This window comes from Kaistia dalseonensis (genome assembly GCF_030814715.1).
Classification (GTDB): Bacteria; Pseudomonadota; Alphaproteobacteria; order Rhizobiales; family Kaistiaceae; genus Kaistia; species Kaistia dalseonensis.
Genome location: NZ_JAUSVO010000005.1, coordinates 114,885 through 138,702 on the forward strand (window position 1 = coordinate 114,885; position 23,818 = coordinate 138,702).

26 protein-coding genes and 1 other RNA gene are annotated in these 23,818 nt (G+C 65.7%); 2 read left to right on the plus strand and 25 right to left on the minus strand.

The window, feature by feature from the left end; all coding sequences use genetic code 11:
* Window positions 1-211 precede the first annotated feature (211 nt).
* The 14 genes from ftsH to ruvC all read right to left on the minus strand — a co-directional run bounded on the left by ftsH (window position 212) and on the right by ruvC (window position 12,708).
* Complete coding sequence (ftsH, locus tag QO014_RS17640) at window positions 212-2,131, minus strand: ATP-dependent zinc metalloprotease FtsH (RefSeq protein ID WP_266350056.1); 1,920 nt, start codon at window positions 2,129-2,131, stop codon at window positions 212-214.
* 135 nt (window positions 2,132-2,266) lie between these two features.
* Entirely contained in the window at window positions 2,267-3,589 is a 1,323-nt protein-coding gene (gene tilS / locus QO014_RS17645; RefSeq protein ID WP_266350057.1) for a tRNA lysidine(34) synthetase TilS, read from the minus strand.
* Window positions 3,576-4,571 carry a tol-pal system protein YbgF gene (gene ybgF / locus QO014_RS17650; protein ID WP_266350058.1) on the minus strand — a complete coding sequence of 332 codons (996 nt, stop codon included), beginning with the start codon at window positions 4,569-4,571 and terminating at the stop codon, window positions 3,576-3,578. Before ybgF ends, tilS begins: the two co-directional genes overlap by 14 nt.
* 164 nt (window positions 4,572-4,735) lie before the next feature.
* A complete protein-coding gene (gene pal / locus QO014_RS17655; RefSeq protein WP_266350059.1) occupies window positions 4,736-5,233 on the minus strand; it encodes a peptidoglycan-associated lipoprotein Pal in 498 nt (165 codons plus the stop codon).
* Between the two features lie 246 nt (window positions 5,234-5,479).
* Complete coding sequence (tolB, locus tag QO014_RS17660; RefSeq protein WP_266350060.1) at window positions 5,480-6,850, minus strand: Tol-Pal system beta propeller repeat protein TolB; 1,371 nt, start codon at window positions 6,848-6,850, stop codon at window positions 5,480-5,482.
* An 80-nt stretch (window positions 6,851-6,930) separates the two neighbouring features.
* On the minus strand, window positions 6,931-7,944 hold the full coding sequence (gene tolA / locus QO014_RS17665) for a cell envelope integrity protein TolA (protein WP_266350061.1): 1,014 nt from the start codon (window positions 7,942-7,944) through the stop codon (window positions 6,931-6,933).
* Between the two features lie 6 nt (window positions 7,945-7,950).
* The gene (gene tolR / locus QO014_RS17670; RefSeq protein WP_266350062.1) at window positions 7,951-8,403 is read right to left on the minus strand and encodes a protein TolR; all 453 of its coding nucleotides are present in this window, start codon (window positions 8,401-8,403) and stop codon (window positions 7,951-7,953) included.
* A 3-nt stretch (window positions 8,404-8,406) separates the two neighbouring features.
* A complete protein-coding gene (gene tolQ, locus QO014_RS17675) occupies window positions 8,407-9,120 on the minus strand; it encodes a protein TolQ (RefSeq protein ID WP_370877167.1) in 714 nt (237 codons plus the stop codon).
* Between the two features lie 219 nt (window positions 9,121-9,339).
* The gene (gene ybgC, locus QO014_RS17680) at window positions 9,340-9,801 is read right to left on the minus strand and encodes a tol-pal system-associated acyl-CoA thioesterase (RefSeq protein ID WP_266350063.1); all 462 of its coding nucleotides are present in this window, start codon (window positions 9,799-9,801) and stop codon (window positions 9,340-9,342) included.
* Window positions 9,802-9,804: 3 nt separating this feature from the next.
* Window positions 9,805-10,851 carry a Holliday junction branch migration DNA helicase RuvB gene (gene ruvB / locus QO014_RS17685; protein ID WP_266350064.1) on the minus strand — a complete coding sequence of 349 codons (1,047 nt, stop codon included), beginning with the start codon at window positions 10,849-10,851 and terminating at the stop codon, window positions 9,805-9,807.
* Complete coding sequence (gene ruvA / locus QO014_RS17690) at window positions 10,848-11,465, minus strand: Holliday junction branch migration protein RuvA (protein WP_266350065.1); 618 nt, start codon at window positions 11,463-11,465, stop codon at window positions 10,848-10,850. Before ruvA ends, ruvB begins: the two co-directional genes overlap by 4 nt.
* Window positions 11,462-11,878, minus strand: coding sequence for a type II toxin-antitoxin system VapC family toxin (locus tag QO014_RS17695; RefSeq protein ID WP_266350066.1), 417 nt, complete (start codon window positions 11,876-11,878; stop codon window positions 11,462-11,464). The genes ruvA and QO014_RS17695 overlap by 4 nt, the downstream gene beginning before the upstream one ends.
* Entirely contained in the window at window positions 11,871-12,131 is a 261-nt protein-coding gene (locus QO014_RS17700; protein WP_266350067.1) for an AbrB/MazE/SpoVT family DNA-binding domain-containing protein, read from the minus strand. Before QO014_RS17700 ends, QO014_RS17695 begins: the two co-directional genes overlap by 8 nt.
* 67 nt (window positions 12,132-12,198) lie before the next feature.
* Complete coding sequence (gene ruvC, locus QO014_RS17705; protein ID WP_266350068.1) at window positions 12,199-12,708, minus strand: crossover junction endodeoxyribonuclease RuvC; 510 nt, start codon at window positions 12,706-12,708, stop codon at window positions 12,199-12,201.
* 129 nt (window positions 12,709-12,837) lie between these two features.
* Here ruvC and QO014_RS17710 point away from each other — a divergent pair, with 129 nt between their 5' ends.
* On the plus strand, window positions 12,838-14,199 hold the full coding sequence (locus QO014_RS17710; protein WP_266350069.1) for an esterase-like activity of phytase family protein: 1,362 nt from the start codon (window positions 12,838-12,840) through the stop codon (window positions 14,197-14,199).
* A 63-nt stretch (window positions 14,200-14,262) separates the two neighbouring features.
* Here QO014_RS17710 and QO014_RS17715 read toward each other — a convergent pair whose 3' ends face one another.
* The 11 genes from QO014_RS17715 to QO014_RS17765 all read right to left on the minus strand — a co-directional run bounded on the left by QO014_RS17715 (window position 14,263) and on the right by QO014_RS17765 (window position 21,465).
* Window positions 14,263-14,865: a hypothetical protein gene (locus QO014_RS17715; RefSeq protein ID WP_266350070.1), complete on the minus strand. Its 603-nt coding sequence runs from the start codon at window positions 14,863-14,865 to the stop codon at window positions 14,263-14,265.
* Between the two features lie 114 nt (window positions 14,866-14,979).
* Window positions 14,980-15,729, minus strand: a complete 750-nt coding sequence (locus QO014_RS17720; RefSeq protein ID WP_266350071.1) for a YebC/PmpR family DNA-binding transcriptional regulator — start codon at window positions 15,727-15,729, stop codon at window positions 14,980-14,982.
* A gap of 78 nt (window positions 15,730-15,807) precedes the next feature.
* Window positions 15,808-16,932 (minus strand): tetratricopeptide repeat protein, encoded by a 1,125-nt coding sequence (locus QO014_RS17725; RefSeq protein ID WP_266350402.1) that lies wholly within the window; start codon window positions 16,930-16,932, stop codon window positions 15,808-15,810.
* A complete protein-coding gene (locus QO014_RS17730) occupies window positions 16,932-17,606 on the minus strand; it encodes a thiamine phosphate synthase (RefSeq protein ID WP_266350072.1) in 675 nt (224 codons plus the stop codon). Before QO014_RS17730 ends, QO014_RS17725 begins: the two co-directional genes overlap by 1 nt.
* A gap of 66 nt (window positions 17,607-17,672) precedes the next feature.
* Complete coding sequence (locus QO014_RS17735; RefSeq protein WP_266350073.1) at window positions 17,673-18,461, minus strand: inositol monophosphatase family protein; 789 nt, start codon at window positions 18,459-18,461, stop codon at window positions 17,673-17,675.
* 110 nt (window positions 18,462-18,571) lie between these two features.
* Window positions 18,572-19,393, minus strand: coding sequence for a TIGR00282 family metallophosphoesterase (locus QO014_RS17740; RefSeq protein ID WP_266350074.1), 822 nt, complete (start codon window positions 19,391-19,393; stop codon window positions 18,572-18,574).
* 14 nt (window positions 19,394-19,407) lie between these two features.
* Entirely contained in the window at window positions 19,408-19,983 is a 576-nt protein-coding gene (locus QO014_RS17745; protein WP_266350075.1) for a 5-formyltetrahydrofolate cyclo-ligase, read from the minus strand.
* A gap of 46 nt (window positions 19,984-20,029) precedes the next feature.
* Window positions 20,030-20,188, minus strand: a non-coding RNA gene (gene ssrS / locus QO014_RS17750) — 6S RNA.
* 43 nt (window positions 20,189-20,231) lie between these two features.
* On the minus strand, window positions 20,232-20,747 hold the full coding sequence (locus QO014_RS17755) for a pyridoxamine 5'-phosphate oxidase family protein (RefSeq protein WP_266350076.1): 516 nt from the start codon (window positions 20,745-20,747) through the stop codon (window positions 20,232-20,234).
* A 61-nt stretch (window positions 20,748-20,808) separates the two neighbouring features.
* Window positions 20,809-21,177, minus strand: a complete 369-nt coding sequence (locus tag QO014_RS17760; RefSeq protein ID WP_266350077.1) for a cell division protein ZapA — start codon at window positions 21,175-21,177, stop codon at window positions 20,809-20,811.
* 6 nt (window positions 21,178-21,183) lie between these two features.
* Window positions 21,184-21,465, minus strand: coding sequence for a DUF4164 domain-containing protein (locus QO014_RS17765; RefSeq protein ID WP_266350078.1), 282 nt, complete (start codon window positions 21,463-21,465; stop codon window positions 21,184-21,186).
* A 317-nt stretch (window positions 21,466-21,782) separates the two neighbouring features.
* Between QO014_RS17765 and tkt the strand changes: the two genes are divergently transcribed.
* Window positions 21,783-23,774: a transketolase gene (gene tkt, locus QO014_RS17770; RefSeq protein WP_266350079.1), complete on the plus strand. Its 1,992-nt coding sequence runs from the start codon at window positions 21,783-21,785 to the stop codon at window positions 23,772-23,774.
* Window positions 23,775-23,818: the final 44 nt, after the last annotated feature.

A 23,818-nucleotide genomic window follows, 5' to 3' on the forward strand; every position in this document is an offset into this window, starting at 1 on the left:
CCAGCATTGCGGCGAAACAGTTCAAAATTGATGAGCGAGTGTAACAGGACCGCGCCGCAATCGTCGCTATCGCAGTTCCCGCCGGTACGGCGCAGTGCCGAAGCGCCATCGGGATCATAGCGAACGCGGCGGCTCTATCCTTGCGCACCAGCCACAAACGAAAAGGGCGGGTTCCTGAGAACCCGCCCGGATCAATGAGAAGAAGGTGTGCTTACGCCTGCGGCTGCGGCTCCAGGCCGGTATCACCCTTCGGGCGAGGCCCACGCGTATTCGGCACGACCGACGGCCGCGTGGGCGGCGTGTCGTCGCCCGTATCGCGGATCGGCGGCTTGCCGGCGAGCAGGCCACGGATTTCCTCACCCGTCAGCGTCTCATATTCGAGCAGGCCCTGGGCCAGGGTTTCGAGATCGCCATGCTTGACCGACAGGATACGGCGCGCTTCGTCCAGACCCATCTCGACCAGGCGGCGGACTTCGGCGTCGATCTTGCGGGCCGTCTCTTCCGAGATGTTCTGCGTCCGCGAAACGGAATGGCCGAGGAAGACCTCTTCCTGGTTCTCGCCATAGGCAACCGTGCCGAGTTCCTTCGAGAAGCCCCAGCGCGTGACCATGGCACGCGCCAGACGCGTCGCCTGCTCGATATCCGAGGCGGCACCCGAAGTGACCTTGTCGGTACCGAAGGTGATTTCCTCGGCGATGCGGCCGCCCATCATGATGGCGAGGCGCGACGTCATCTGCTCGTAGCTCATCGAAAGCTTGTCGCGCTCGGGAAGCTGCATGACCATGCCAAGCGCACGGCCGCGCGGGATGATCGTCGCCTTATGGACGGGATCGGTCGCCGGAACATTGAGGGCGACAATGGCGTGGCCGGCCTCGTGATAGGCGGTCAGGCGCTTTTCGTCCTCGGTCATGACCAGGGTCCGCCGCTCGGCGCCCATCATGACCTTGTCCTTCGAATCCTCGAACTCGCGCATCGTGACCATGCGCTTGTTGCGCCGGGCGGCCATCAGCGCCGCCTCGTTGACGAGGTTCATCAGATCGGCGCCGGAGAAGCCGGGCGTGCCGCGTGCCAGCACCTTGAGATCGACGTCGGGCGACATCGGAACCTTGCGGGCATGGACCTTCAGGATCTTCTCGCGGCCGACGACATCCGGATTGGGGATGACGACCTGGCGATCGAAACGGCCGGGGCGCAGCAGCGCCGGGTCCAGCACGTCCGGACGGTTGGTCGCGGCGATGATGATGATGCCTTCGTTCTGCTCGAAGCCGTCCATCTCGACCAGGAGCTGGTTCAGCGTCTGCTCGCGCTCGTCATTGCCGCCGCCGAGACCGGCGCCGCGATGACGGCCGACCGCATCGATTTCGTCGATGAAGATGATGCAAGGCGCGTTCTTCTTCGCCTGCTCGAACATGTCACGGACGCGGCTCGCGCCGACACCGACGAACATTTCGACGAAGTCAGAACCCGAAATGGTGAAGAAGGGCACGTTGGCTTCGCCGGCGACGGCACGCGCCGTCAGCGTCTTGCCGGTACCGGGCGGGCCGACGAGCAGCACACCACGCGGAATACGGCCGCCGAGGCGCTGGAACTTCTGCGGGTCGCGCAGGAATTCGACAATCTCCTGCAGGTCTTCCTTGGCTTCATCGACACCGGCGACATCGTCAAAGGTGACGCGGCCATGCGCCTCGGTCAGAAGCTTGGCCTTGGACTTGCCAAAGCCCATCGCCTTGCCGCCGGCGCCGCCCTGCATCTGGCGCATGAAGAAGATCCAGACCGCGAGGATCAGGAACATCGGGAACCAGGAGATCAGAACGCCGATCAGCGACGTGCCGGCCTCGGTCGGGGGCTTGGCCGCGATCGTGACATTCTTCGCCTCGAGCCGGCTCACCAGCTCTGCGTCGTTGGGCGAGAAGGTCTGGAAGCTCGTATTGTCGCTATAGGTGCCCGTGATCTGCTGACCGGCGATCACCACGCTCTTCACGCGGCCGCTATCGACGTCATTCAGGAACTGCGAATAGGCAATGTCCTGTCCGGCCGCGCGCGGTCCCGGATTCTGGAACAGATTGAACAGGGCGATCAGCAGCAGGCCGATGATGACCCAGACTGCGAAGTTGCGAAAATTCGCGTTCATCAGAATCCCTTCAGGGGGCAAGGGAAGGCCAGAAGAGTCCTTCGTTGCTGCCTAAGATAGGTGGAGCGAGCGCCCAAGCCAATATGAGCTATGGTTGGGAAAGCGCATAAAATGCGGCAATGGTTGAGATTACGGTCATAGATCGTCATATCGGGCCGGATCTTCGAGCCTCATGCGCACAAGATTGTCGATCTGCACGCTGATATCTGCCTCCGCATCCGGCATGATTCCGAGGCCTGGCACGGCGATGATCCGCCCTGCGCGACGGATCGCGGGAAGCGCCTCGATGGCCCTTGGCTGCCCTTCCGGCACGCAGACGGCGAGCGTCCGCCGCCCCGCCGGGCCGAGCGCGCCGATGACAACCTCGCTCCCCTGCCCGACCCGAAGCGAAATGCGGAAGCGGCCATCCCAGACGCCGTCGAACCGGTCCACGACCCTGATTTCGGGCAGGCCGTCGCGGCCGCTTTCGCGCTGGAAGCGGAAGGCGCCCTTGCGCCGATCAACGAGAACGCCGGCGAGCGTTCGGGCAAAGCGCCCGTCAGGCGTCTCGTTCATGGCAAGCTCCAGCGCGGCAAGGCGCTCGAGCCGCGGCACATAGGCCGAACCGCCGACGGCGCGGAGGATGCGAGCGAGCGCGCGCAGCCGCGTCTCCTCCGGCTCGGCGCGCCAGGCGGCCTCGTCCAGCCGAACCGCGCCGCTTTCGTCGATTCTCGCCGAAGCGCCGAGCAGGCGGCCGACATAATGATCGATCGCCGCCGCCGCGCGGCCGAGCCGGCCGGCCGTTGCAGCCAGTGTCTGCGCGTCCAGCCCTTCGGCGGCGAGCTGTGGCATCAGCGCGCGCAGCCTGGCCCGGCTGAACCGCGCATCGCGATTGTGCGGATCATCGACCGGGTGCAGTCCTGCCGCCTTGACGATCGCGGCCAAGGTGGCGCGGTCGAGGCCGAGCAAGGGCCGCGCGAGGCGGATGCCGCCGCGATCCACGGTCGCCGCCATGCCCGCCAGGCCATAGACGCCGGAGCCGCGCGCAAGCCGCATCAGCACGGTCTCGGCCTGATCGTCACGATGATGGGCGGTGACGAGGTGGTCGGCTCCTTCCGCATGCGCCGCCTCCACCAGCAACGCATAACGTGCCGCCCGGGCCGCCGCCTCCAGATCGGCATCGGGATAAGGGCCCTTCCAGTGGAGCCCTTTGAAGGGCAGCCCGAGCCGCCCGGCGATCTCGCCAACCATCTCGGCTTCAGCGCCGGATTCGGCCCTCAGACCGTGATCTACGGTCAGGACGATCAGGCCCGGCCGGTCGGGGGCGATAGCCTGCCAGCGCCGGGCAAGCAGCGTCAGCGCCAGCGAGTCGGCACCGCCGGAAACCGCGAGCGCAATCCGCCGCGCACCAAGAAGCGGCGCGAAGATATCGTCCAGCGCCGCATCGGCGATCGGAAGCGGGGTGTCAGCAGCTGGCACTGGCCTGTTCGGCTTTGACGCGCTGGACAAGCGCGTTCGAACTCTTCGGATATTGCTTCAGAATCTCGGAATAGGTTGCGCAGGCAGCCTCGCGCTGGCCGAGCCCCGATAGCGACAGGCCAAGTTTCAGCAGCATGTCCGGCGCCTTGCCGCTCTTCGGATATTGCTTGTAGCCGGCGAGGAAGGCATCGGCCGAGCCGCGATAGTCCTGCCGGGCATAGAGGCTCTCGCCGAGCCAGTATTGCGCATCGGCCGCGAGCGGATCCGACGGATAGGAGGCGAGGAAGCGACGGAACGACGTTTCAGCGACGTCATAATCGCCCTTCAGCACCAGATCATAGGCCGCGTCATAATCAGCGCGCGAATTGCCCGTCGCGGGCGGCGGCGCGATGGCGGCGGCACCGCCCGCGGTCGCTGCCGACGACAGGTCGATCGGCGGCGGGCCTCCGGGCGGAACGGCGAGCTGGCCGAGATTCTGCGGCGGGGCGCCGAGGCCGGTGCCGCCGTCGGCGTCCATCGGGGCGCCGGCGTTCGCGCCGATCTGCTGGCTGATCGGATCCGTGGCGGCGGGCGCCGCCTGCGCGGTCGGAGGCGTTGCCGGGCTTGGGCGCGGCGCGACAGCGGCGGGCGGCGCGGCCGAGCGCTTTCCGGCACCAGCGCCCGGCTGAAGCTGCAATTGCTGCTGCAACTGCTTGACCTGGTAGGTTAGTTCCTCGACCTGGCCGGTCAGCGTGCGCAATTGCTGCTCCATGCGGTCCATGCGCAGCGCCGCCTGCGCATCGGCGGAGCTCGATTGCGCCCGGACCGGATTGCCGTCGGTCGCGCCCGAGGGATCGGCGAGGCCACCGGGCGGCGTCGGACCGGGCTGAGTCGCATCGGGATTGCGCTTGAATACGTCGAACAGTCCGGCATGGGCCGGCGTCGCGAGCATCATGGTCGCGACGATGGCGGCCAGTCCGGTCCTCGCAAATAGGTTTGTCATCGGTCCGTCCATTCATGCGGGCCCTGCGCGGGCGGCGGGCCATGGCTCGCATCCCGCGCTCATGATCCTATCAGGCCGGTTCGAGTTCGGCCAAATTGGGGCGCCGAAACGGAAACGGCGGCCCGAAGGCCGCCGTTTCGCCGATCCGTATGGTGGACCGCCGATTACTGTGCGTTGTTGAGCACCGTCACCGCGCGGCGGTTCTGCGACCAGCACGAGATGTCGTTGCAGACCGCGACCGGACGCTCCTTGCCGTAGGAGATGGTGCGGATGCGGTTCGGATTGATGCCACGCGAGACGAGATAGTTCTTCACGTTGGTGGCGCGGCGGGCGCCGAGCGCGATGTTGTATTCGCGCGTGCCGCGCTCGTCGGCATGGCCTTCGATCGTGACGGTATAGCGCGCATATTGCTGCAGCCACTGCGCCTGCTTGTCGAGCGTCACGCGGCCCTGGGCCGAAACCTCGGTCTGGTCGGTATCGAAGAAGACGCGGTCGCCGACATTGACGACGAAATCCTGGGCGCTGCCCGGCGTGGCCGAACCGAGACCGGCGCCGGCGCCTTCCGGACCGCCCGGCTTGTTCGCGCAGGCAGCGAGCATGAGCGCGGCGCCGAGAAAGACCACGAGCTTGGCACCGTGGGACATCGATCTAATCTGAATCATCAAGATAACTCCTTGTCCACCATACTCGGACATGGGACCGTTTTTAGCGGTCGCTTGGTTAAATACGGGTTCAACAACGTGGTTAATGGAGGATTAACCCCGAAACGCGTGACGCAACGAAACACATGAAAACCGAGGCTGCCGCTTGCCTCCACATGGATAACGCGGCTCGAGGCGGACGGCGCCGAAGCGGGATCGGTCCGTGCCGACGGCACGGGACCGACGGCCCGGACGGCGCCCTCGCCCTCAATTGATCAGCGACGACCAGGCCGGATCGGAAGCGAAGGCCGGCGTCGGCACGCGGAACTCGTTATAGCCGGTCAGGTCGATCGACCAGAGCTGCGGGCCGCCCGTCGCGCCTTGCGTATCGCGGAAGAACATCAGCACGCGGCCGTTCGGGGCCCAGGTCGGGCCTTCATTGTGATAGCCCTCGGTCAGGATGCGCTCGCCCGAGCCGTCCGGCTTCATCACGCCGATCGCGAAACCGGAGCCCGACTGGCGCGTGAACGCGATCAGATCGCCGCGCGGCGACCAGACCGGGGTCGAATAGGAGCCCTGGCCAAACGAAATGCGGGTCGGGTTCGAGCCATCGGCGCCCATGACGTAGAGCTGCTGGCCACCGCCGCGATCGGAGGTGAAGACAATGCGCGATCCGTCCGGCGAGAAGGACGGGCTGGTGTCGATCGAGGCCGAATTGGTCAGCCGCGTCGTGCGCTTCGAGCGCAGGTCCATCTGGTAGATATTGGCGTTGCCCTGGTCCTCGAGGCTCATCACGATGCGCTGGCCATCGGGCGAGAAGCGCGGGGCGAAGGTCATGCCGGGGAAATTGCCGACCAGTTCGCGCTGCCCCGTCTCGATATTGAGCAGGTAGACGCTCGGCTGGTCCTTGCCATAGGACATGTAGACGATTTCCTGCGCCGAAGGATTGAAGCGCGGCGTCAGCACGAGATCGTTGCCGCGGGTCAGATAGCGCGAGTTGAAGCCATCCTGGTCCATGATGGCGAGGCGCTTGATGCGCTTGTCCTTAGGACCGCTCTCGTCGACATAGACGACACGCGTATCGAAATAGCCCTGCTCGCCTGTCAGCCGCTCGTAGATCGCATCAGCGATGATATGGGCGACACGGCGCCAATTGTCGGGGCTGGTGTAGAACTGCTGGCCCGCCATCTGCTGGCCGGCATAGATGTCCCAGAGGCGGAACTCGGCGCGCAGCCTGCCATCCGGCTGGCGCGAGACACCGCCGGTGACCAGCGCCTGCGCGTTGATCACGGTCCAGTTCTGGAACACCGGTGTCTGGTCGGCGCTGGTGATCTTCTCGATGAACGAGGCGGGATCGACCGGCAGGAACAGGCCGGACCGCTTCAGGTCGGCCGCGATCACGCCGGATACGTCGGCCGCGAGCTGGGCATCCTCAGGCGATCCACCGATGAAGGGGGGAATCGCGATCGGCAGCGGCTGGACATTGCCCTGTGTCACGTCGAGCTCGATCAGCGCCTCGGCCTTCTGAACGAAAGGCACGCTGATCGCAAAGACCGCGGCAAGGAAGGCCAGCGCGCCGAGTGCTGGCCGCGACAGGCGACGCGACACGGAGCGCTCATCGGTGGCGTGAACCGTCATCTTGGAGTTCCTGTTCAACAAAACGTCTCGATCTCGATCGGTTATCGCCGACGATAACGGCAGCGAGGTGGCGCGTTGCATTATCCCTGCGGGCTGAACCGCATCTGGACTTCGCTCCACTGGTCGTATTTCTCGGCGGGCAGCTGATAGGGGCCGCATTGCAGCACGGCGCGGACGGCGCTCTCGGCGGCGACCGTACCATACTGGCTGGCAGGATATTGCTCGACCGACGGCGTTCCGTTCACGGTGCCGTCCTGATTGAGCTTGAAGCGTAGCGTGACGGTGACCTGGCGCGGGTCCGTCCAGCCGACCGGGATGTTCCAGCAGCGCTGAACCTGCGAACGAAGCGCGTCGAGCTCGCTCTGCGTCATCATCTGGGTCGGATTGCGGGCCTCTTCCGCGCCGAAGGCTTCCGGATTCTGGCTCGCCGCCGTTGCGCCTGCAGGCTGCGAACGATCGAGCAGTGCGGCAATCTTGTCCGGATCGAACTTCGAATCGGTCGTGCTCTGCGTCGGCTGCTGCGCGGCCGGGGGCTTCGGCGCCTGAGCGGTCTGCACCGGCGGCTTCGGCTTCACGCGCGGCTTCGGTGCCGGGGCCGCAGGGGTCGGCGTCGCCTCGGCGGCCTTGGGCGGTTCAGGCGTTGGAGCGGGTGCCGGCTCGGGCGTCGGCTCCGGCGGAGGCGTCGGGGCAGGTTCGGCCTTGGCAGGTTCCGGGGTCGGCGGCGGGGGCGGCGTCGGATCAGGCTGCGGCGCGGGTGGGGTCGGCGCAGGCGGGGTCGGATCCGTCGGCGGCGCAGGCGGCGTCGGCTCGGATTTCGGCGGCGGCGGGGTGGCAGGTGTCGGCTTGGGCGGCGCGGGCGTCGGCTTGGGGGCCGGCGTATCCTTCTCGGTCGGTTTGTTGGGCGACGGCGTCGGCTTCACCTCGGCGGTCTTCTTGCCCTTCTGGACACTCGTGACCTCGGAAAGCGGCACCAGCTCGACCGGCAGCGCCTCCGCCGTGCTCACGTCGAAGGGCTTCGTGTCGGGCAACACGAAGAGCCCCCAGGCGAGAAGCAGGAGGTGGGCGATGATCGAAGTGATGAGCCCGGCGCGCATATCCGCTCAACTGCCCGAGGCGTCGATCGTGACCAGTCCGATATTGCGATAGCCAGCATTCGAGATGGCGCCCATCACACCCATGATCGCGCCGTAATTGCTGCTCTTGTCGCCGCGCACGAAGATGCGCTCGTCATAGCCGGTCGTGGCGATGGCCTTCAGCTTGGGAATGAGTTCGTCCTGGGTGATCTCGGTATCCTGCAGGAACACCTTGCCGGCCGAATCGACCGTGATCGAGATCGGATCCTTGTCGGCGGAAAGCGCCTTGGCCTGGCTCTCCGGCAGGTTGATCGGCACGCCAGCCGTCAGCAACGGCGCCGACACCATGAAGATGATCAGGAGCACCAGGATCACGTCGACGAACGGCGTGACGTTGATCTCGCTCATGACGTGGGTCGAACGGCGACGCCGCCGCCGGCCACCGCCTCGTCCTCCCCCGCCGCCGACCGACATGCCCATGAATCAGGCCCTCTCGTCGATCTGACGCGACAGGATGGCCGAGAACTCATCGGCGAAGCCTTCGAGCCGCGAGCTGATCTTGCCCGAAGAACTGGCCAGCTTGTTGTAGGCGATAACGGCGGGAATGGCGGCGCAAAGGCCAAGCGCTGTCGCCATCAGCGCCTCGGCGATACCCGGCGCCACGACGGCCAGCGACGTATTCTTGGATGCCGCAATGCCCTGGAACGCCGTCATGATGCCCCAGACCGTACCGAAGAGGCCGATGAAGGGGCCGGCGGAGCCGACGGTCGCCAGGAAGAGCAGACGGCTTTCGAGCCGCTCCGTCTCGCGGGCAATCGTGACCTCGAGCACCTTGTCGATGCGCATCTGCAAGCCCATCGGCGAGCGCGCACCAGCCTCATAGGAACGCTTCCACTCCCGCATCGCGGCCACGAACAGCGCCGCCATCGCAGAGGCGGGCCGGCTCGACAGCGAGCGATACAGCTCCTCGAGCGATTGCCCGGACCAGAACACCTTCTCGAACCGGTCCATCTGGCGCTTCACGCGGCCATAGAGAAGGACCTTGTCGACGATGATCGCCCAGCTCCAGATCGACGCCAGCACGAGCCCCAGCATCACGAACTTCACGACGATATGCGCCTGAAGGAACATGGCGATGAGGGACAGGCTGGCGGCGGGCGCGTCGAGCGCTGCCTGGCCCACGTCGACCGGATTCATTCGCTTCGAACCTCTCGGGTTTGAACCTCGCGGAGCGATCTCGCATGCGAGGACGGGACCCGCAGCCAATGCTGATCCCTGCCATGGAACACGTCCCTGCAAGCATCGGGCCGGACACGATATTCCGGCTGGCTGTCTCGCCTTCAAATTTGTCGAAATGAGGGCGTTTACTAGCCTTTTCCGCTGCTTCCGGGACGTTCCTTTATAGTGATCGCATGGTTAATCAATCGTTATTTTGGGCGCTGCAGCAAAACGCTCCGCCATCTCGTCAGGAATGCGCTGCGGGCGGCCTTCTCGGTTGACGAGCACCACGGTCACGACCGCCTGGACGATCAATTCGGAGCCCCGGCGGATCGACTGCGACAGAATGATCCGGGCACCGCGAATTTCCTTCGGACGGGTCACGACCTCGACGATGTCGTCGATTCGCGCCGGCCGCTTGAAGTCGATTTCGAGCCGCGCGACGGCAAAGGCGATCGGCTCGCCCATCTCGCCCGCATCGAGCGCCTTGTGATGCACGCCGAGCAGGCGGACATAATCCGTCCGCCCACGCTCCAGAAAGCGGATGTAGGAGGCGTGATAGACGACGCCGGTGAAGTCCGTATCCTCGAAATAGATGCGGACCGGCAGGATATGGCCCTCGGACGTGTGCCGTCCGGAAAGATGGGCGTGGTCGGTCATGTCTCAGTCGGTCTCACTGTCGAAAAGCGGCATCGGAACCACGCTGCTCTCGGGCACGGCGAGGCCGAGATGGCGGAAGGCATGCGGCGTGAGCAGACGGCCGCGCGGTGTGCGCTGCACGAAGCCCTGCTGGATCAGATAGGGCTCGACGATCTCCTCGATCGCGTCGCGCGGCTCGGACAAGGCGGCTGCAATGGTCTCGATACCGACCGGGCCGCCGCCGAATGAGAGCGCGATGGTCGACATATAGCGCCGATCGAGGGAATCGAAGCCCATGGAATCGACTTCGAGGCGAAGAAGCGCCCCGTCGGCGACCTCGCGGTTGATCGTGCCCGGCCCTTCGACCAGGGCAAAATCGCGCACGCGGCGCAGCAGGCGGCTCGCAATACGCGGCGTGCCACGCGAGCGCCGCGCGATCTCGGCCGCGCCATCGGCCGTCATGCCGATACCCATGATCCGCGCGCCGCGCGTCACGATGTGCTCGAGCTCGGGCACGGTGTAGAATTGCAGGCGGACGGGAATGCCGAAACGATCGCGCAGCGGCGTCGTCAGCAGGCCGAGGCGCGTCGTCGCGGCCACCAGCGTGAACTTGGCGAGGTCGATCTTGACCGATCGCGCCGCCGGTCCGTCACCGATGATCAGGTCGAGCTGGAAATCCTCCATGGCGGGATAGAGGATTTCTTCCACGGCAGGACTAAGGCGGTGGATTTCGTCGATGAAGAGGACGTCGCGCTCTTCGAGATTGGTGAGGAGCGCCGCGAGATCGCCCGCCTTGGCGATGACGGGGCCCGAGGTCGCGCGGAAATTGACGCCGAGTTCGCGCGAGACGATCTGCGCCAGCGTCGTCTTGCCGAGGCCGGGCGGACCGACGAAGAGGACGTGATCGAGCGCCTCCTTGCGGCTGCGGGCGGCCTCGATGAACACCGAGAGATTGGCGCGGGCCTGTGCCTGACCGACGAAATCGGCCAGCACCTGCGGCCGGAGCGTGCGGTCATTATCGTCTTCGTCGACATGCGCCGAGACGAGCCGCTGGTCCGAGGGGCTGCTCATCGTGCGAGTTCCTTGAGGCCGAGGCGGATCAGCATCTCGGTCGTGGCGTCCTCGCCTGCACTACGTGCGGCGGCGGCGACCGCGGCATTGGCCTGGATCTGCTGGTAGCCGAGATTGACGAGCGCCGAGACGGCATCGGCGATCGGAAGCGGCGCCCGCTTCTCGGCCAGATCCGTCTGGAGGCTGATCACGGCCGGATCGACCGAGGAGAAGGCCGGCGCCTTGTCGCGCAGTTCGGCGACCACGCGCGCGGCGACCTTCGGCCCGACGCCGGGCGCCCGCGCAATCTGGGCCTTGTCCTGCAGGGCGATCGCATTGGCGAGATCGGCCGGCTTCAGCACGCCGAGGATCGCGAGCGCCACCTTGGAGCCGATGCCCTGCACGGTCATCAGCAAGCGGAACCACTCGCGCTCGACATCGGCGCCGAAGCCGAACAGCTTGATCATGTCCTCGCGGACATAGGTCTCGATCGCAAGCTGCGCTGCCTCGCCGGGCTGCGGCAGCGCCTGCAGCGTCCGCGTCGAGCAATGAACCTGATAGCCAACGCCGCCGACATCGATGATGACCCAATCATCGCCGTAGGAATCGATGATGCCCTTGAGCTTACCGATCATGGTTGTTTCCCAGGCGAGACGATATCGATGGTGGGGAAGTAAGACGCGTAGTAGCCACGATCGCGGGTCAACAGTTTGTACCCCTGGACGGCAGCGTGCGCCCCAATGAAGAAATCAGGCAGCGGCGAGGTCTTGGCGCCACCGCGCCTGCGATATTCGAGATAGGCAAAACCGGCCAGGAACGCGGCATCAAACGGCAAACTCTCTCGCTCGAAAGGCCAGGGAGCCAGCGCGGCTTCGAGGTCGGCCAGACTTGAAAAACCGACCGCCAGCTCCGCATAGACGATCTGATTGAGAATAATCTTTCCGCGATCGGCCGCCGCGGCCAACTGCTGCGACGACCATTCGAACCAGGTCTGATCCGCTTCGACGACGTCGAGAATAATGCTGGTGTCCGCGAGCGTATCAATCATCGCCGCGAAGCAGCCTCATCAGTTCATCCGTTGACATCCCACGATTTGCCGTCGCGCTCCCTTTGAGAGCCGCAACCATTCGCTGACCGCGCGTCGGCTGAGTCCGCTTTTCCTCCGGCGCAGGCCGCAAGGTGATGACACCGTTCTCGAAGCCAAAATCGATTTCGCCGCCGGGCCGCAGACCGACTTTGTCACGCAGTACCTTCGGCACCGTGACCTGCCCCTTCGAACTGATCCGCACGATCAACTCCATTCTTTACTTTTCAAAGTAAAGAATAGAACATTTGAAGAACGCCCGCAAGCGTCGTTGGTGTCAGGTACTATGCGCTCAACGCCTTCATCCGGGCGATCGAAACACGATGATGCGCATGGCAGATCGCGATCGCCAGGGCGTCGGCGGAATCGTCGGAATCGAATTGCGCCTTGGGGAGCAGCACGCTCACCATCATGCGGATCTGCTCCTTCGACGCATGGCCGGCGCCGACGATCGTCTTCTTGACCGAGTTGGGTGAATATTCGGCGACCGATATGCCCGCCAGCGCCGGCACCAGGAGCGCGATGCCGCGCGCCTGGCCGAGCTTCAGCGTCGAGGACGCGTCCTTGTTGACGAAGGTCTGCTCGACTGCGGCCTCCTCCGGCTCGAAGCCGCGCACGATCTCCGTCAGCCCCTTGTGCAGCACGACGAGGCGATGCGCCATCTCGCCATCCAGCGGAGCCCTGACGGTGCCGGCGGCGACAAAGGAGAGGTTGTTGCCGCGGCTCTCGATGAGACCCCAGCCCGTGCGCCTGAGGCCGGGATCGATGCCGAGAATGCGAATCGTGCTTGCCATCGAAAAGGCCTAGCGCAATTGCCCCGGCAGGCAAAGAACATTCGGTGAACAAGCGCACCGGTGCGTCACGCGGCTGTCACGCGTGGGGACTATTCGCCAGCCATATCAAGCCTGCACCGGAGGGATACCATGCGCCGAATTCTCCTCGCGACCGCCGCGATCCTCGCGGCCGGAACGGCCTACGCCGAGACGATCACGACGTTCACCCAGGCCGCCGGCCAGCCGGCCCTGGATCTCGGCGCCTTCCAGTCGACGCTGCCCGGCGCCAAGCCGCTGCACCTGACGGTCGGCATTGGCTCGGCCGCCTTCCGCGATCCGGCAGGCCCGGCCGACACGTTCTATACGATCTCGGATCGTGGCGCGAACTTCACCTGCGACGATGCCAAGGACGTGCTCGGCCTCGACGCTGAAGCCGCCTGCCCCGCCGTTGAAGGGATCAAGGCCGGCGCCGGCCGCCTCTATCCGCGCCCCGATGACGTGCTCTCGATCTATACCGTCAAGCTCGATCCGGCCGCGAAGACCTTCACGGTCACCGACACGCTGCCGCTGAAGACGCCCAAGGGCGCGCCGATCGTCGGCCTGACCAATCCGCTCACCGTCGCGACGACCGAGAAGCCGCGCGACGGCAATGGCCAGCCGCTCAAGCAGAACATCAATTCGATCGACGCCGAAGGCCTCGTGCGGCTCGCCGATGGCCGCTTCTTCGTCGCCGAGGAGAATGCGACCGGCATCGTCGAGATCAGCCCCGACGGCACGATCGTGCGCCGCTTCGTGCCGGCCGGCACCGAGATGGATTTCGCCACGGCCGATTATCCGGTCTCCGGCGCCTTCCCGGCGATCCTCGCCAAGCGTCATTCGAACCGCGGGCTTGAATCGCTCAGCGTCTCCGATGACGGCAAATACCTCTACACCATGGTGCAGAACCCGCTCGATAACCCCGACAGCAAGGCCTATGGCAAGGCGCTCAATACGCGCCTGTTCAAGCTCGAGATCGGCAAAGACGCCAGCGGCGCCACGACGCTGACCCCGGTTGCCGAATATGTCTACCAACTCGGCGATTTCGCCGGCTTCGCCGCGCTCGGCGCGACCGACGCCAAGAAGCCGTCGGACCTGCGCATCAGCGAAATGACGGCGCTGGGCCACGAGCACTTCCTCGTCGACGAGCGCACCGACCAGATCGCCAAGCTGTTCGAGATCGACCTCGCCGGCGCGACCAATATCCTCGGTACCAAATGGGATGACGCGGCAACCAGCCCGACGCTGGAGCAGTCGAACGACCTCAAGGGCACCGAGATCGTGCCGGTCGCCAAGACCGAGCGTCTCGTCGCGTCCTCGCTCGAAGGCGCCGCCGTCCGCTATCCCGCCAAGATCGAAGGCCTGGCGCTCACGGCCGATGGCAAGCTCTTCATGATCAACGACAATGATTTCGGCATTTCCGGCGCCGATACGGTCGTGACGATCGTGGAAGGCACCGAGATCGGTCCGCGCTGAACTCAGCCGTGCCAAGCCGGCGCCCCTTTCCGGAGGGGCGCCCATCCGGCTGCGAGCGCCGCCTCAGAGCGGCTTCACGCCATCCTTCTCGGCCTGGATGGACCGTACCGTCGGCGTACCATCCGCCGCTTTCGAGACGAACAGCGAGACCGCGGCGCCCGGCTTCAGCAGGCTGCGATCGCCCGGCACGATCTGGACGATCCGCGCATCGCTGCCCACTTCGATGTCCTGCTCGCCGCCGGGATAGGTGAGCCGCAGCGTGTGCCCGGTCGGATCGGCCAGAACGGTGGTGACCGTCGCATTGGTCATGGATTGGTTCGGCCCCGCCATCGGACGATGGCCTTCGCCGGCGCCGCGCATGTTGCTGGCGAAGATGTGCACTTCCTGCGCATGCAGCTTGCCGTCAGGCCCGGCGACAGCAGCCGAGCCGACATAATCGCCGGCGTTGATGTCGGATAGCTGGCGGTTGACCAGCGCGGTCACGCGGAGATCGGGCGAGAGCTTGAGCGTCTCGTCGGCGCCCTTGTCGGTCCGGATCGACAGCAGGCCGCCATCGAAGGTGACGATGGTGCCGCTCACGCGAACCGGCATGGCGGGTGCCTGCGCCATGGCCGTGGTCGCGGCGAGCGCGAACAGCGCGGCGGGCAGGATGCTCTTCAATGACATGGCGCGCTCCAGAGGCGGTCGTGGGGACGACCACCCATCTAGCGCGGCTTGCGGGCCGATCCAGCGCGCCGCGACAATCTCGACAGCGCGCCGGTCAAGATGCCCCGGACAGCCTCAGGCGGCCGTGAGCTTCTGCATCACTTCGTCGGAGACTTCGAAGTTGGTGTAGACCGACTGCACGTCGTCATCATCGTCGAGCGAATCGATGAGCTTCAGCAGGCTCGCCGCCTTCTCCTCGTCGACCGGCACGAGGTTCTGCGGCTTCCAAACGATCTTGGCCGATTCCGGCTCGCCGAGGCTTGCCTCGAGCGCCTTGGCGACTTCGACCATGCCTTCGAAGCTGGTCGTGATGACGTGGCCATCTTCGTCGCTCTGCACGTCGTCGGCACCGGCCTCGATCGCCGCGTCGAGCACCTTGTCGGCCGAGCCGGCCTCGGGCTTGTAGACGATCTGCCCGACATGATCGAACATGAAGGAAACGGCGCCGGTTTCACCGAGCGCGCCGCCGGAGCGGGTGAAATAGGAGCGGACCGCGCTCGCCGTGCGATTGCGATTATCCGTCAGAGCCTCGACCACGACGGCGACGCCACCGGGGCCGTAGCCCTCATAGCGGATCTCGTCATAGTTCTCGCCGTCGGCGCCCATCGCCTTCTTGATGGCACGATCGACATTGTCTTTCGGCATGTTCTCGGCGCGCGCGTTCTGGATCGCGAGGCGAAGGCGCGCATTCATCTTCGGGTCCGGCAGGCCCAGCTTTGCGGCAACGGTGATCTCGCGCGCGAGCTTGGCGAAGAGTTTGGAGCGCTTGGCGTCAGCTGCACCTTTGCGGTGCATGATGTTCTTGAACTGGGAATGTCCGGCCATCTCGGTCGTCCTGTCAGCAATAGGCGGCTTGGATTCTTCGCCCGCTTATAGGGGCTCGAACGCGCGAAATAAAGCCGGTCAGCCTTTGGCAGGCCAGCTCTGCGCCTGATCCTGCGCGCTCTTGCGCTCCGCATCGGAGAGCTTGGCCACGAAGTCGTCGAGCCAGCCGTCCTTCGCGCCGGCCTTGGCCGCGATCATGTGCCATTTGGCGGCCGCGACCGGATCGGGCGCAACGCCCATGCCGATGGCCAGCACGCGGGCGTAGCGGTTCTGGGCGACCGGGTTGCCGGCCTCCGCCGCGCGACGGAACCAGCCGGCCGCAGCAACCGCGTCCTTCGGCACGCCGGCGCCGTTATAGAGGCGGATGCCATATTCGAGTTGCGCGTCGGTATGGCCGGCCTTGGCCGCCTTGCCGAGCCAGAGCGCGGCGATGCCGTCGTCGAGCACGACGCCCTCGCCTTCGGAATACATCTGCGCCAACGCATATTCGGCGTCGATATTGCCCTGCCCGGCCGAACGCGAGAAAAGCTGTGCCGCCTTTTCGGAATCGCGCGGCCGCACTTCGCCTTCAAGATAGAGCAGGCCGAGATTATATTCCGCGGCCGGGTCGTTCCAGGCGGCCGCCTGCTCGAAGGCATCGGCCGCCTTGGCCTTGTCCTTCTTCACGCCCTTGCCGTCGAGATAGAGAATGCCCATCGCCATCTGCGCGGCCGGGTCGCCGGCTAGTGCCGCCTGCTGATACCAGGCGGCCGCGGCCTTTATGCTCTGCTTGACGCCGAGGCCCTCGGCATAAAGGCGGGCCACCAGAGTCTTCGAGATCGGGTCGCCGGCCTGGGCCCGCGCCATCGCATATCGGAAGGCGGTGAGATAATAGCCGCGCTGGAAAGCGCCAAAGGCCGGATCGCCGACATCATCGTCCATGCCGCGGCCTGAACGGAGCAGCTCATCCGGCGATGGCAGCAAGCCGGCGGAGGGCGGCGGCACGCCGAGGGTCGGATCGAGCGGCGGCTGGAAGCGCGGCACGGCCTTCTCGGCCTCGGCCGCAGGCGTCTCGGCGCTCGCAGTGGACTTGCCGGTGGCGGCTGCGTCGCCGGTGGCGGGCTTCGGTGCCGGCTTCGGCACCGGATTGGCAGCCGAGCCGGCCGACATGCCGAGCGCCAACAGCGCGGCAGCGACAGCAAGCCGGCGGCCCAGTTGCGTCATCACGGCAACGCCTCGGCCTGATGTGCGGCGATCAGCCGATTCGCCTCGGCGACGGCTGCAGCCGGCCCCTCTGGATGCTCCCAGACGGCCGAGCGCAACGCGACGAACTCGATGCGCGCATCGACCGCTTCCGCGACCGAAGCAATGGCGCGTCCACCCATGACGACGGCCGGAATTTCAAAAACGGCCGACCACCATGCTGCGAGATCGAACGCCTTGTCGAAGATCGCGTCGCCCGTATCGCCGTCGAAACGGCCGAAGAAGAGATAGTCGCAATCCGCCTCGCCGGCGAGCATGGCATCGTGGCGGGTGGTCAAACCGCCGGCACCGACCATGCCATCCGGGCGCAACGTATCGAGCGCCGCCTTCAGGTCGGCAATGCCGGTATCGACATGCAATCCATCGGCATGCACGCGACCGAAGAGGCGAGTATCGTTCGGCACGATGGCCGCGGCGCCATGCGCCTGCGCGATCGGCACGGCCACTTCCGCGAGCTTCTGCAGGGCGGCCGGGCTCGCGCCCTCATCGACGATGAAGAGCGTCGCAACGTCACCGCCCTGGAATGCGGCTTCGAGCGCGCCGGCAAAGACCGACGGGTCGGCGCCGGCCGGCGTCACCAGGCACAGGCGGCCGATCGGGGGCTCGACGATTGCGGGCTTCTTCTTCTTCGCCATGGTCTCTTCTCTCAAGGCCCGAAGCAGGCCACAGGCTTGTGGCGAAAGCAGGACGAAGCGGCGGCCTCAGCGACCGGCGAGCGTCGCGAGCAGGCGCCGCTGGATGATCTCGTTGCCGACGCAGATGCCGCCGGTCTCGAACATCTTGTCGCCACCCGACAGATCGGAAACGAAACCGCCGGCTTCGCGCACCAGCAGGATGCCCGCCGCCATGTCCCACGGGTGGATCGCATCTTCCCAATAGCCGTCGAACCGGCCGGCCGCGACCCAGGCCAGATCAAGCGCGGCGGCGCCGTTGCGGCGCACGCCCGCGACCTCCAGCATGACGCGGTTCAGCTTCCGGGTGAAATCATCATGGCGCGGGCGGCCGAGATGGGGGATGCCGGTGGCAATGACCGCATCGGCCAGCGTGTTGCGCGCGGCGACGCGCAGGCGACGATCATTCATGAAGGCGCCGCCGCCGCGCTCGGCGACGTAGAGCTCGTTCATGACGGGATTGAAGATCACGCCGGCAACGATCTGGCCTTCGCGCTCGAGCGCCAGCGAGACGCCGAAGATCGGAATGCCGTGCAGGAAATTGGTGGTGCCGTCGAGCGGATCGATGATCCAGCGATGGGTGGCGTCGGTTCCTTCGGAAATGCCCGATTCCTCGGCGAGGAAGCCATAGCCCGGCCGTGCCTTGGAAAGCTCCTCGATCAGGATCTTTTCCGCCTTCTTGTCGGCGGCCGAGACGAAGTCGCCCGGGCCCTTGATCGAAACCTGCAGGTTCTCGACCTCGCCGAAATCGCGCGACAGCGAGCGGCCGGCCTTCATGACGGCGGCAACCATGACGTTGAGAAGGGCCGAACGGGCCATGGCGGAACTCCTGCAGCGCGATCGGGCGGGATCAAGGGCGATCCGCGCCGCGGCGCATGAACGTAAACGGGAAAGCGGGCGCCTCTCCCATCACGGAATGACGACCGCCGTCAACCCCAGAAGGCTGGCAGACGCTGCTCGAGCACCCCGCCGATCGAGACCGGCGCCACCGCTTTGGCAAGCCCCGTCATCTCGTCGATCTCGACCGCGAGGCCGCAAAGTGTGGCGACGCCGCCTGCCGGCGTGAAGCGGCCGGACGGGATCTTGGTCAGGAAACGGCGCACCGGCTCCTCCTTTTCCATGCCGAGCACGGAATCATAATCGCCGCACATGCCGGCATCGGACTGATAGGCCGTGCCGCCCGGCAGGATGCGATGATCGGAGGTCGGGACATGGGTATGTGTGCCGACGACGAGCGTGACGCGCCCGTCGAGATGATGCCCGGCCGCCTGCTTCTCGCTCGTCGCCTCGCCATGGAAATCGATGACGATCGCATCGGCCTGCTCGCCGAGCGGACAGGCGGAGACTTCGCGGTCGACCGCGGCGAAGGGATCGTCGAGCGCATCCATGAAGACGCGGCCCATGACGTTCACGACCAGGATGCGGGCGCCGTTCCGCGCGATGAAGAGATTGGCGCCACGGCCCGGCGTCCCGGCGGGGAAATTCACCGGCCGCAGGAAACGCGGCTGCCGCTCTGCGAAAACGAGGGCCTCGCGCTGGTCGAAGGCATGATTGCCCGTGGTGAGCACGTCGGCGCCGGCATCGAGCACGTCGCGGACGATTTCCTCGGTCATGCCGAAGCCGCCGGCGGCGTTCTCGCCATTCACGACGACGAAATCCAGCCTGTAGCGCTCGATCAATCCGGGCAGATAGGTGATCACGGCGTTGCGGCCGACACGGCCGACAATGTCACCCAGAAAAAGCAGTCGCACGCAATCCTCCGTCCTCAGCCCCGCGGCGGTGCCGCGATCAGTTCGTCCTCGGTCAAGATGAAATCGAGGGGGATGTCGTGCGGCTCGAAAGGTACCTTGTCGACCTCCTGAACGCCAAAGGCAAGGCCGACCAGGAGCGGGCGATGCCCCGACGTCGCAAGCCGCGCGATCGCCCGGTCGTAATGGCCCTTGCCATAGCCGATGCGATGACCGCTTCGATCGAAGCCGGCGAGCGGCAGCAGAACGATGTCTGGCACGATGTCGGGCGCCGCAGCATCCGGGCCGATCGTGCCGAAGCCGGCGGGAACCAGTGCCGCGCCCTCGTCCCAGAGGCGGAAGCGCAGCGTCTCGCTATCGATCAGCACGGGCAGCGCGACGGCATGGCCGTCATGGCGGGCCAGCGCGAGCAGCGGCCTCGGGTCGATTTCGCTGCGGATCGGCCAATAGCCTGAGACAATGGAGGGTTGGGCATTTTCGATGAGCGGCCGCGCCCGCATGGCGAGCCGCTCCGCCGCTTCGGCTCGATAGGAACCGGCCAGCGCATCGCGACGGGAAAGCGCTGCGGCGCGCAGGGCGGACTTATCGGTCAAGGACGCAGTGGGGCGATCGAGAGCATGGCGGGGATGGTCGAAAGGTGGCGAGCCACGATGGGCCGATGGAATGATCGATCCCGGGAACCTACAGCGTAGGTGGGCGCCGTGTACTCAAGCCCAGGGGCCCGAACAGGGACAGCTCCCTTTTGGATCGATAAGGCCCCGGGGAATGTAGATATCCTGTCGGGCCGCGCAGTCTCGCCGGCTTCATACATAGGCCACGCAGGCGGCCTTAGCCAGCGCGCTCAGTTAAAATCCACCTTTCGGTTCTCGCCGATGTCGCGCAGCGGCTTGCCGGTCGTGAGAACCTTGGCATAGCCGAGCAGCGTCACCATCGCGCTCGACGGGCTGTCCCAATATTCCGCTGATTCCGGAGAGACGCGGATCAAGGCGATGTTGGGATCGGTCGGCCCGTCGGGAAACCAGATTCGCGCCGGCTCGGACCAGAGTTCGTCGACCATGTCGGAATCGCGCACGATCGCTGCGGTACCGGTGATCGAGACATAGCTGTGATGGTCCTCGTCGGCATAGGACAGGAGCACCTCGGGATTCTTCTCGAGATCGTCGATCTTCTCCGACCGGATATCGGTGAGAAACCAGAGATCGCCGCCGAAAGGCTCCTTGCCGGTCGCCATCGGGCGGCTGTGCCAATGTCCATCGCCGCCGAGGCTCGCCATCATCGCGATATGCGCGTCCGCCACGAGCTCGAACACCTTGTCGCGCGCCTCGGTGTCCGTCGTGATCTTCTTGTCGTCCGTCATGGTGAAATCCTTCCGTTTCGTCTGGAAGGAGAACGGATCACGCCCTGACCGGTTCCGAAATTCAGCCCTTTTCGGCCGCCAGCAATCTCTGCGTCAGGCCTTCGAGGCGGCTCGCCGCCTGCTCGATCGTGCGGGCAAAGCCAGCCTCGGCCTGCTCGTAACGCGAGATCACCGCCGATTTGGTCTCGTTGATGCCGGCGAGCTCCGCTTCCAGGCGACGGATGCGCCGATGCGCCTCGGCCAGATCGTCACCCATGGTGATCGCGGCCATGACGGTCAGCCGCTGGTCGCCGATCTCGCCGAAATTGCCACGCAACTGGTCGATGATCACGTTCAGACGGTCGGCCAGGCCCTCCAGATGGGCCTCCTGCCCGTCGTCGCAGGCCATGCGGTAGATCTTGCCGTTGATGGTGACGTTGACCTGCGCCATGATCGATCAGCCTTCCTGCCGGTCGAGAACGGTGCGAATCGTCTCCATCGCGTTCACCAGTCGGTGCGAGACTTCCTTGTTCGCCTCCTCCAGCCGGTCGGAACGCGCCTCGGAGGCGTCGACGGTCTGTGCCAGGCGAGACCGGTCGAGGCCGATTCGCTGCAATTCGGATTCGAGCTCGACGACGCGGCGATTGGCGTCACGGCGCTGGTCGACGGCTCCCTCGAGGCCGTCCAGTGCGGCATTCAGGCGCCGTATGGCGTTGTCGATCGGCGAGGCTCCAGGCATGATGTGCGCGTCGTCCCTTTTCCCGTCTCGATCGCGGGCCATCCCGACATTAGGCAAGGCGCGAAGAACGCGTCAATGCCACGGGAGGGGCCATGCCGGCCAGCCCACAGTGCCGGCAAAGCAATTCGTAGAAAAAGAGCAGGATGTGCCGATCCAGTCGGAACGCGCTGCGATTGACTCGACTTGTCGACCTGTTATTTGTCGCAGCCGCCTCTCCCCGATGGTCCGGCGGCTGGGCAGGGCCCCTCAGAACAACAAGGCTGGTCGCGGCACGACCATTGCGCGGCGTTCCGGCCCTTGAGCGAAGAAGCGAACCCATGACTGCTCCCGAACTGAACAAGCGCATGGCCAACGCCATCCGAGCGCTCGCTATGGATTCCGTCGAAAAGGCCAAGTCCGGCCATCCCGGCATGCCGATGGGCATGGCCGATGTGGCGACGGTCCTCTTCACGCGCTTCCTGAAATTCGACGTCGCCAATCCGCATTGGCCTGATCGCGACCGTTTCGTTCTCTCGGCCGGTCATGGCTCGATGCTGCTTTATTCGGTCCTGCATCTGCTGGGCTCGACGGCGCTCACGATCGGGCAGCTGAAGCAGTTCCGCCAGCTCCACTCGCTGACGCCGGGACACCCCGAGAATTTCGTGACGCCCGGCATCGAGACCACGACGGGTCCGCTCGGCCAGGGCCTCGCCATGTCGGTCGGCTTCGCGCTCGCCGAGCGCATGTTGAACGCCGAATATGGCGACGACATCGTCGACCACTACACCTATGTGATCGCGGGCGATGGCTGCCTGATGGAAGGCGTGAGCCATGAGGCGATCGACCTTGCCGGCCATCTGAAGCTGAACAAGCTGATCGTGCTCTTCGACGATAACGGCATCACCATTGACGGTCATACCGATCTGTCGACCTCGGTCGACCAGGTCGCGCGCTTCCAGGCGAGCGGTTGGCACGCCGAGCGTGTCGACGGCTTCGACCAGGAAGAAGTCGCCGCCGCGATCGAACGCGCCCGCAAGTCCGACAAGCCGTCGCTGATCGCCTGCAAGACGATCATCGGCTATGGCGCCCCGACCAAGGCCGACAGCCATGCCTCGCACGGCGCGGCACTCGGCGCGGCGGAGATCGCCGGCGCCCGCGAGAAGCTCGGCTGGCCTTATCCGCCCTTCGAGATTCCGGACGACGTGGCGACGGGCTGGCTTGAGGCCGGCAAGGGCTGGGTCGCCGAGCGCGAGGCGTGGGAAGCCCGTCTCGCCGCCAAGGACCACGACCTCAAGGCCGAGTTCAAGCGCCGCTTCGACAAGATCCTGCCCGGCAATTTCGAGGCGGCGGTCGAGGCCTACAAGCGCGGCCTCTCCGATACGAAGCCGAAGGTCGCGACCCGCAAATCGTCCGAGATGGCGCTCGACATGCTGACGGCGATCGTGCCGGAGCTGGTGGGCGGCTCCGCCGACCTGACGGGCTCGAACCTGACGCGCGGCAAGCCGCAGAAGCCGCTGACGCCCGAGGATTATTCGGGCCGCTACATCCATTACGGCATCCGCGAGTTCGGCATGTCCGCGGCGATGAACGGCATTTCGCTGCATGGCGGCTTCCTGCCCTATGGCGGCACGTTCCTCGTCTTCTCCGATTATGCCCGCCCGGCGATCCGCCTCTCGGCGCTGATGGGAACGCATGTCGTCTATGTGATGACGCATGATTCGATCGGCCTCGGCGAAGACGGCCCGACCCACCAGCCGGTCGAGCATCTCGCGGCGCTGCGCGCCATTCCGCACCTGCTGGTCTTCCGGCCCGCCGATGCGGTCGAGGTCGCCGAATGCTGGCAGATCGCGCTCGAGACCACGAACCATCCCTCGCTGCTCGCGCTCTCGCGCCAGAACCTGCCGGTCCTGCGGACCGCGCATTCGGTCGAGAACAAGTCGGCACGCGGCGCCTATCTCATCGCCGGCCCCGCCGACGCCGAGGTGACGCTGTTCGCGACCGGTTCGGAAGTGGAGATCGCCGTCAACGCGATGGCGAAGATCGAGGCGGCCGGCCGCACGGCCCGCGTCGTCTCGGTGCCGTCCTTCGAACTGTTCGCAGCTCAGGACGCGGCCTACCGGGCCGAGGTGATCGGCACGGCCAAGGTCAAGGTCGCGATCGAAGCCGCCATTCGCCAGGGCTGGGATACGTTCATCGGCCATGACGGCATCTTCATTGGCATGACCGGCTTCGGCGCCAGCGCGCCGATCGAGGCGCTCTACCCGTATTTCGGCATCACGGCCGATGCGGCAGCCGACGCAGCCCTTGCGCGACTGACGTCGAACGTCTGAAACTGATGTGAAACGCGGCCGGGGCCTCCCTCCCCGGCCGATCA

Excerpts from the sequence above, each read along its gene's own strand:
- ftsH (WP_266350056.1), bottom strand. The coding sequence starts at position 2,131 with ATGAACGCGAATTTTCGCAACTTCGCAGTCTGGGTCATCATCGGCCTG.
- ybgF (WP_266350058.1), bottom strand. The coding sequence starts at position 4,571 with ATGACAAACCTATTTGCGAGGACCGGACTGGCCGCCATCGTCGCGACC.
- pal (WP_266350059.1), bottom strand. The coding sequence starts at position 5,233 with ATGATTCAGATTAGATCGATGTCCCACGGTGCCAAGCTCGTGGTCTTT.
- tolB (WP_266350060.1), bottom strand. The coding sequence starts at position 6,850 with ATGACGGTTCACGCCACCGATGAGCGCTCCGTGTCGCGTCGCCTGTCG.
- tolA (WP_266350061.1), bottom strand. The coding sequence starts at position 7,944 with ATGCGCGCCGGGCTCATCACTTCGATCATCGCCCACCTCCTGCTTCTC.
- tolR (WP_266350062.1), bottom strand. The coding sequence starts at position 8,403 with ATGGGCATGTCGGTCGGCGGCGGGGGAGGACGAGGCGGTGGCCGGCGG.
- tolQ (WP_370877167.1), bottom strand. The coding sequence starts at position 9,120 with ATGAATCCGGTCGACGTGGGCCAGGCAGCGCTCGACGCGCCCGCCGCC.
- ybgC (WP_266350063.1), bottom strand. The coding sequence starts at position 9,801 with ATGACCGACCACGCCCATCTTTCCGGACGGCACACGTCCGAGGGCCAT.
- ruvB (WP_266350064.1), bottom strand. The coding sequence starts at position 10,851 with ATGAGCAGCCCCTCGGACCAGCGGCTCGTCTCGGCGCATGTCGACGAA.
- ruvA (WP_266350065.1), bottom strand. The coding sequence starts at position 11,465 with ATGATCGGTAAGCTCAAGGGCATCATCGATTCCTACGGCGATGATTGG.
- QO014_RS17695 (WP_266350066.1), bottom strand. The coding sequence starts at position 11,878 with ATGATTGATACGCTCGCGGACACCAGCATTATTCTCGACGTCGTCGAA.
- QO014_RS17700 (WP_266350067.1), bottom strand. The coding sequence starts at position 12,131 with ATGGAGTTGATCGTGCGGATCAGTTCGAAGGGGCAGGTCACGGTGCCG.
- ruvC (WP_266350068.1), bottom strand. The coding sequence starts at position 12,708 with ATGGCAAGCACGATTCGCATTCTCGGCATCGATCCCGGCCTCAGGCGC.
- QO014_RS17710 (WP_266350069.1), top strand. The coding sequence starts at position 12,838 with ATGCGCCGAATTCTCCTCGCGACCGCCGCGATCCTCGCGGCCGGAACG.
- QO014_RS17715 (WP_266350070.1), bottom strand. The coding sequence starts at position 14,865 with ATGTCATTGAAGAGCATCCTGCCCGCCGCGCTGTTCGCGCTCGCCGCG.
- QO014_RS17720 (WP_266350071.1), bottom strand. The coding sequence starts at position 15,729 with ATGGCCGGACATTCCCAGTTCAAGAACATCATGCACCGCAAAGGTGCA.
- QO014_RS17725 (WP_266350402.1), bottom strand. The coding sequence starts at position 16,932 with ATGACGCAACTGGGCCGCCGGCTTGCTGTCGCTGCCGCGCTGTTGGCG.
- QO014_RS17730 (WP_266350072.1), bottom strand. The coding sequence starts at position 17,606 with ATGGCGAAGAAGAAGAAGCCCGCAATCGTCGAGCCCCCGATCGGCCGC.
- QO014_RS17735 (WP_266350073.1), bottom strand. The coding sequence starts at position 18,461 with ATGGCCCGTTCGGCCCTTCTCAACGTCATGGTTGCCGCCGTCATGAAG.
- QO014_RS17755 (WP_266350076.1), bottom strand. The coding sequence starts at position 20,747 with ATGACGGACGACAAGAAGATCACGACGGACACCGAGGCGCGCGACAAG.
- QO014_RS17760 (WP_266350077.1), bottom strand. The coding sequence starts at position 21,177 with ATGGCGCAGGTCAACGTCACCATCAACGGCAAGATCTACCGCATGGCC.
- QO014_RS17765 (WP_266350078.1), bottom strand. The coding sequence starts at position 21,465 with ATGCCTGGAGCCTCGCCGATCGACAACGCCATACGGCGCCTGAATGCC.
- tkt (WP_266350079.1), top strand. The coding sequence starts at position 21,783 with ATGACTGCTCCCGAACTGAACAAGCGCATGGCCAACGCCATCCGAGCG.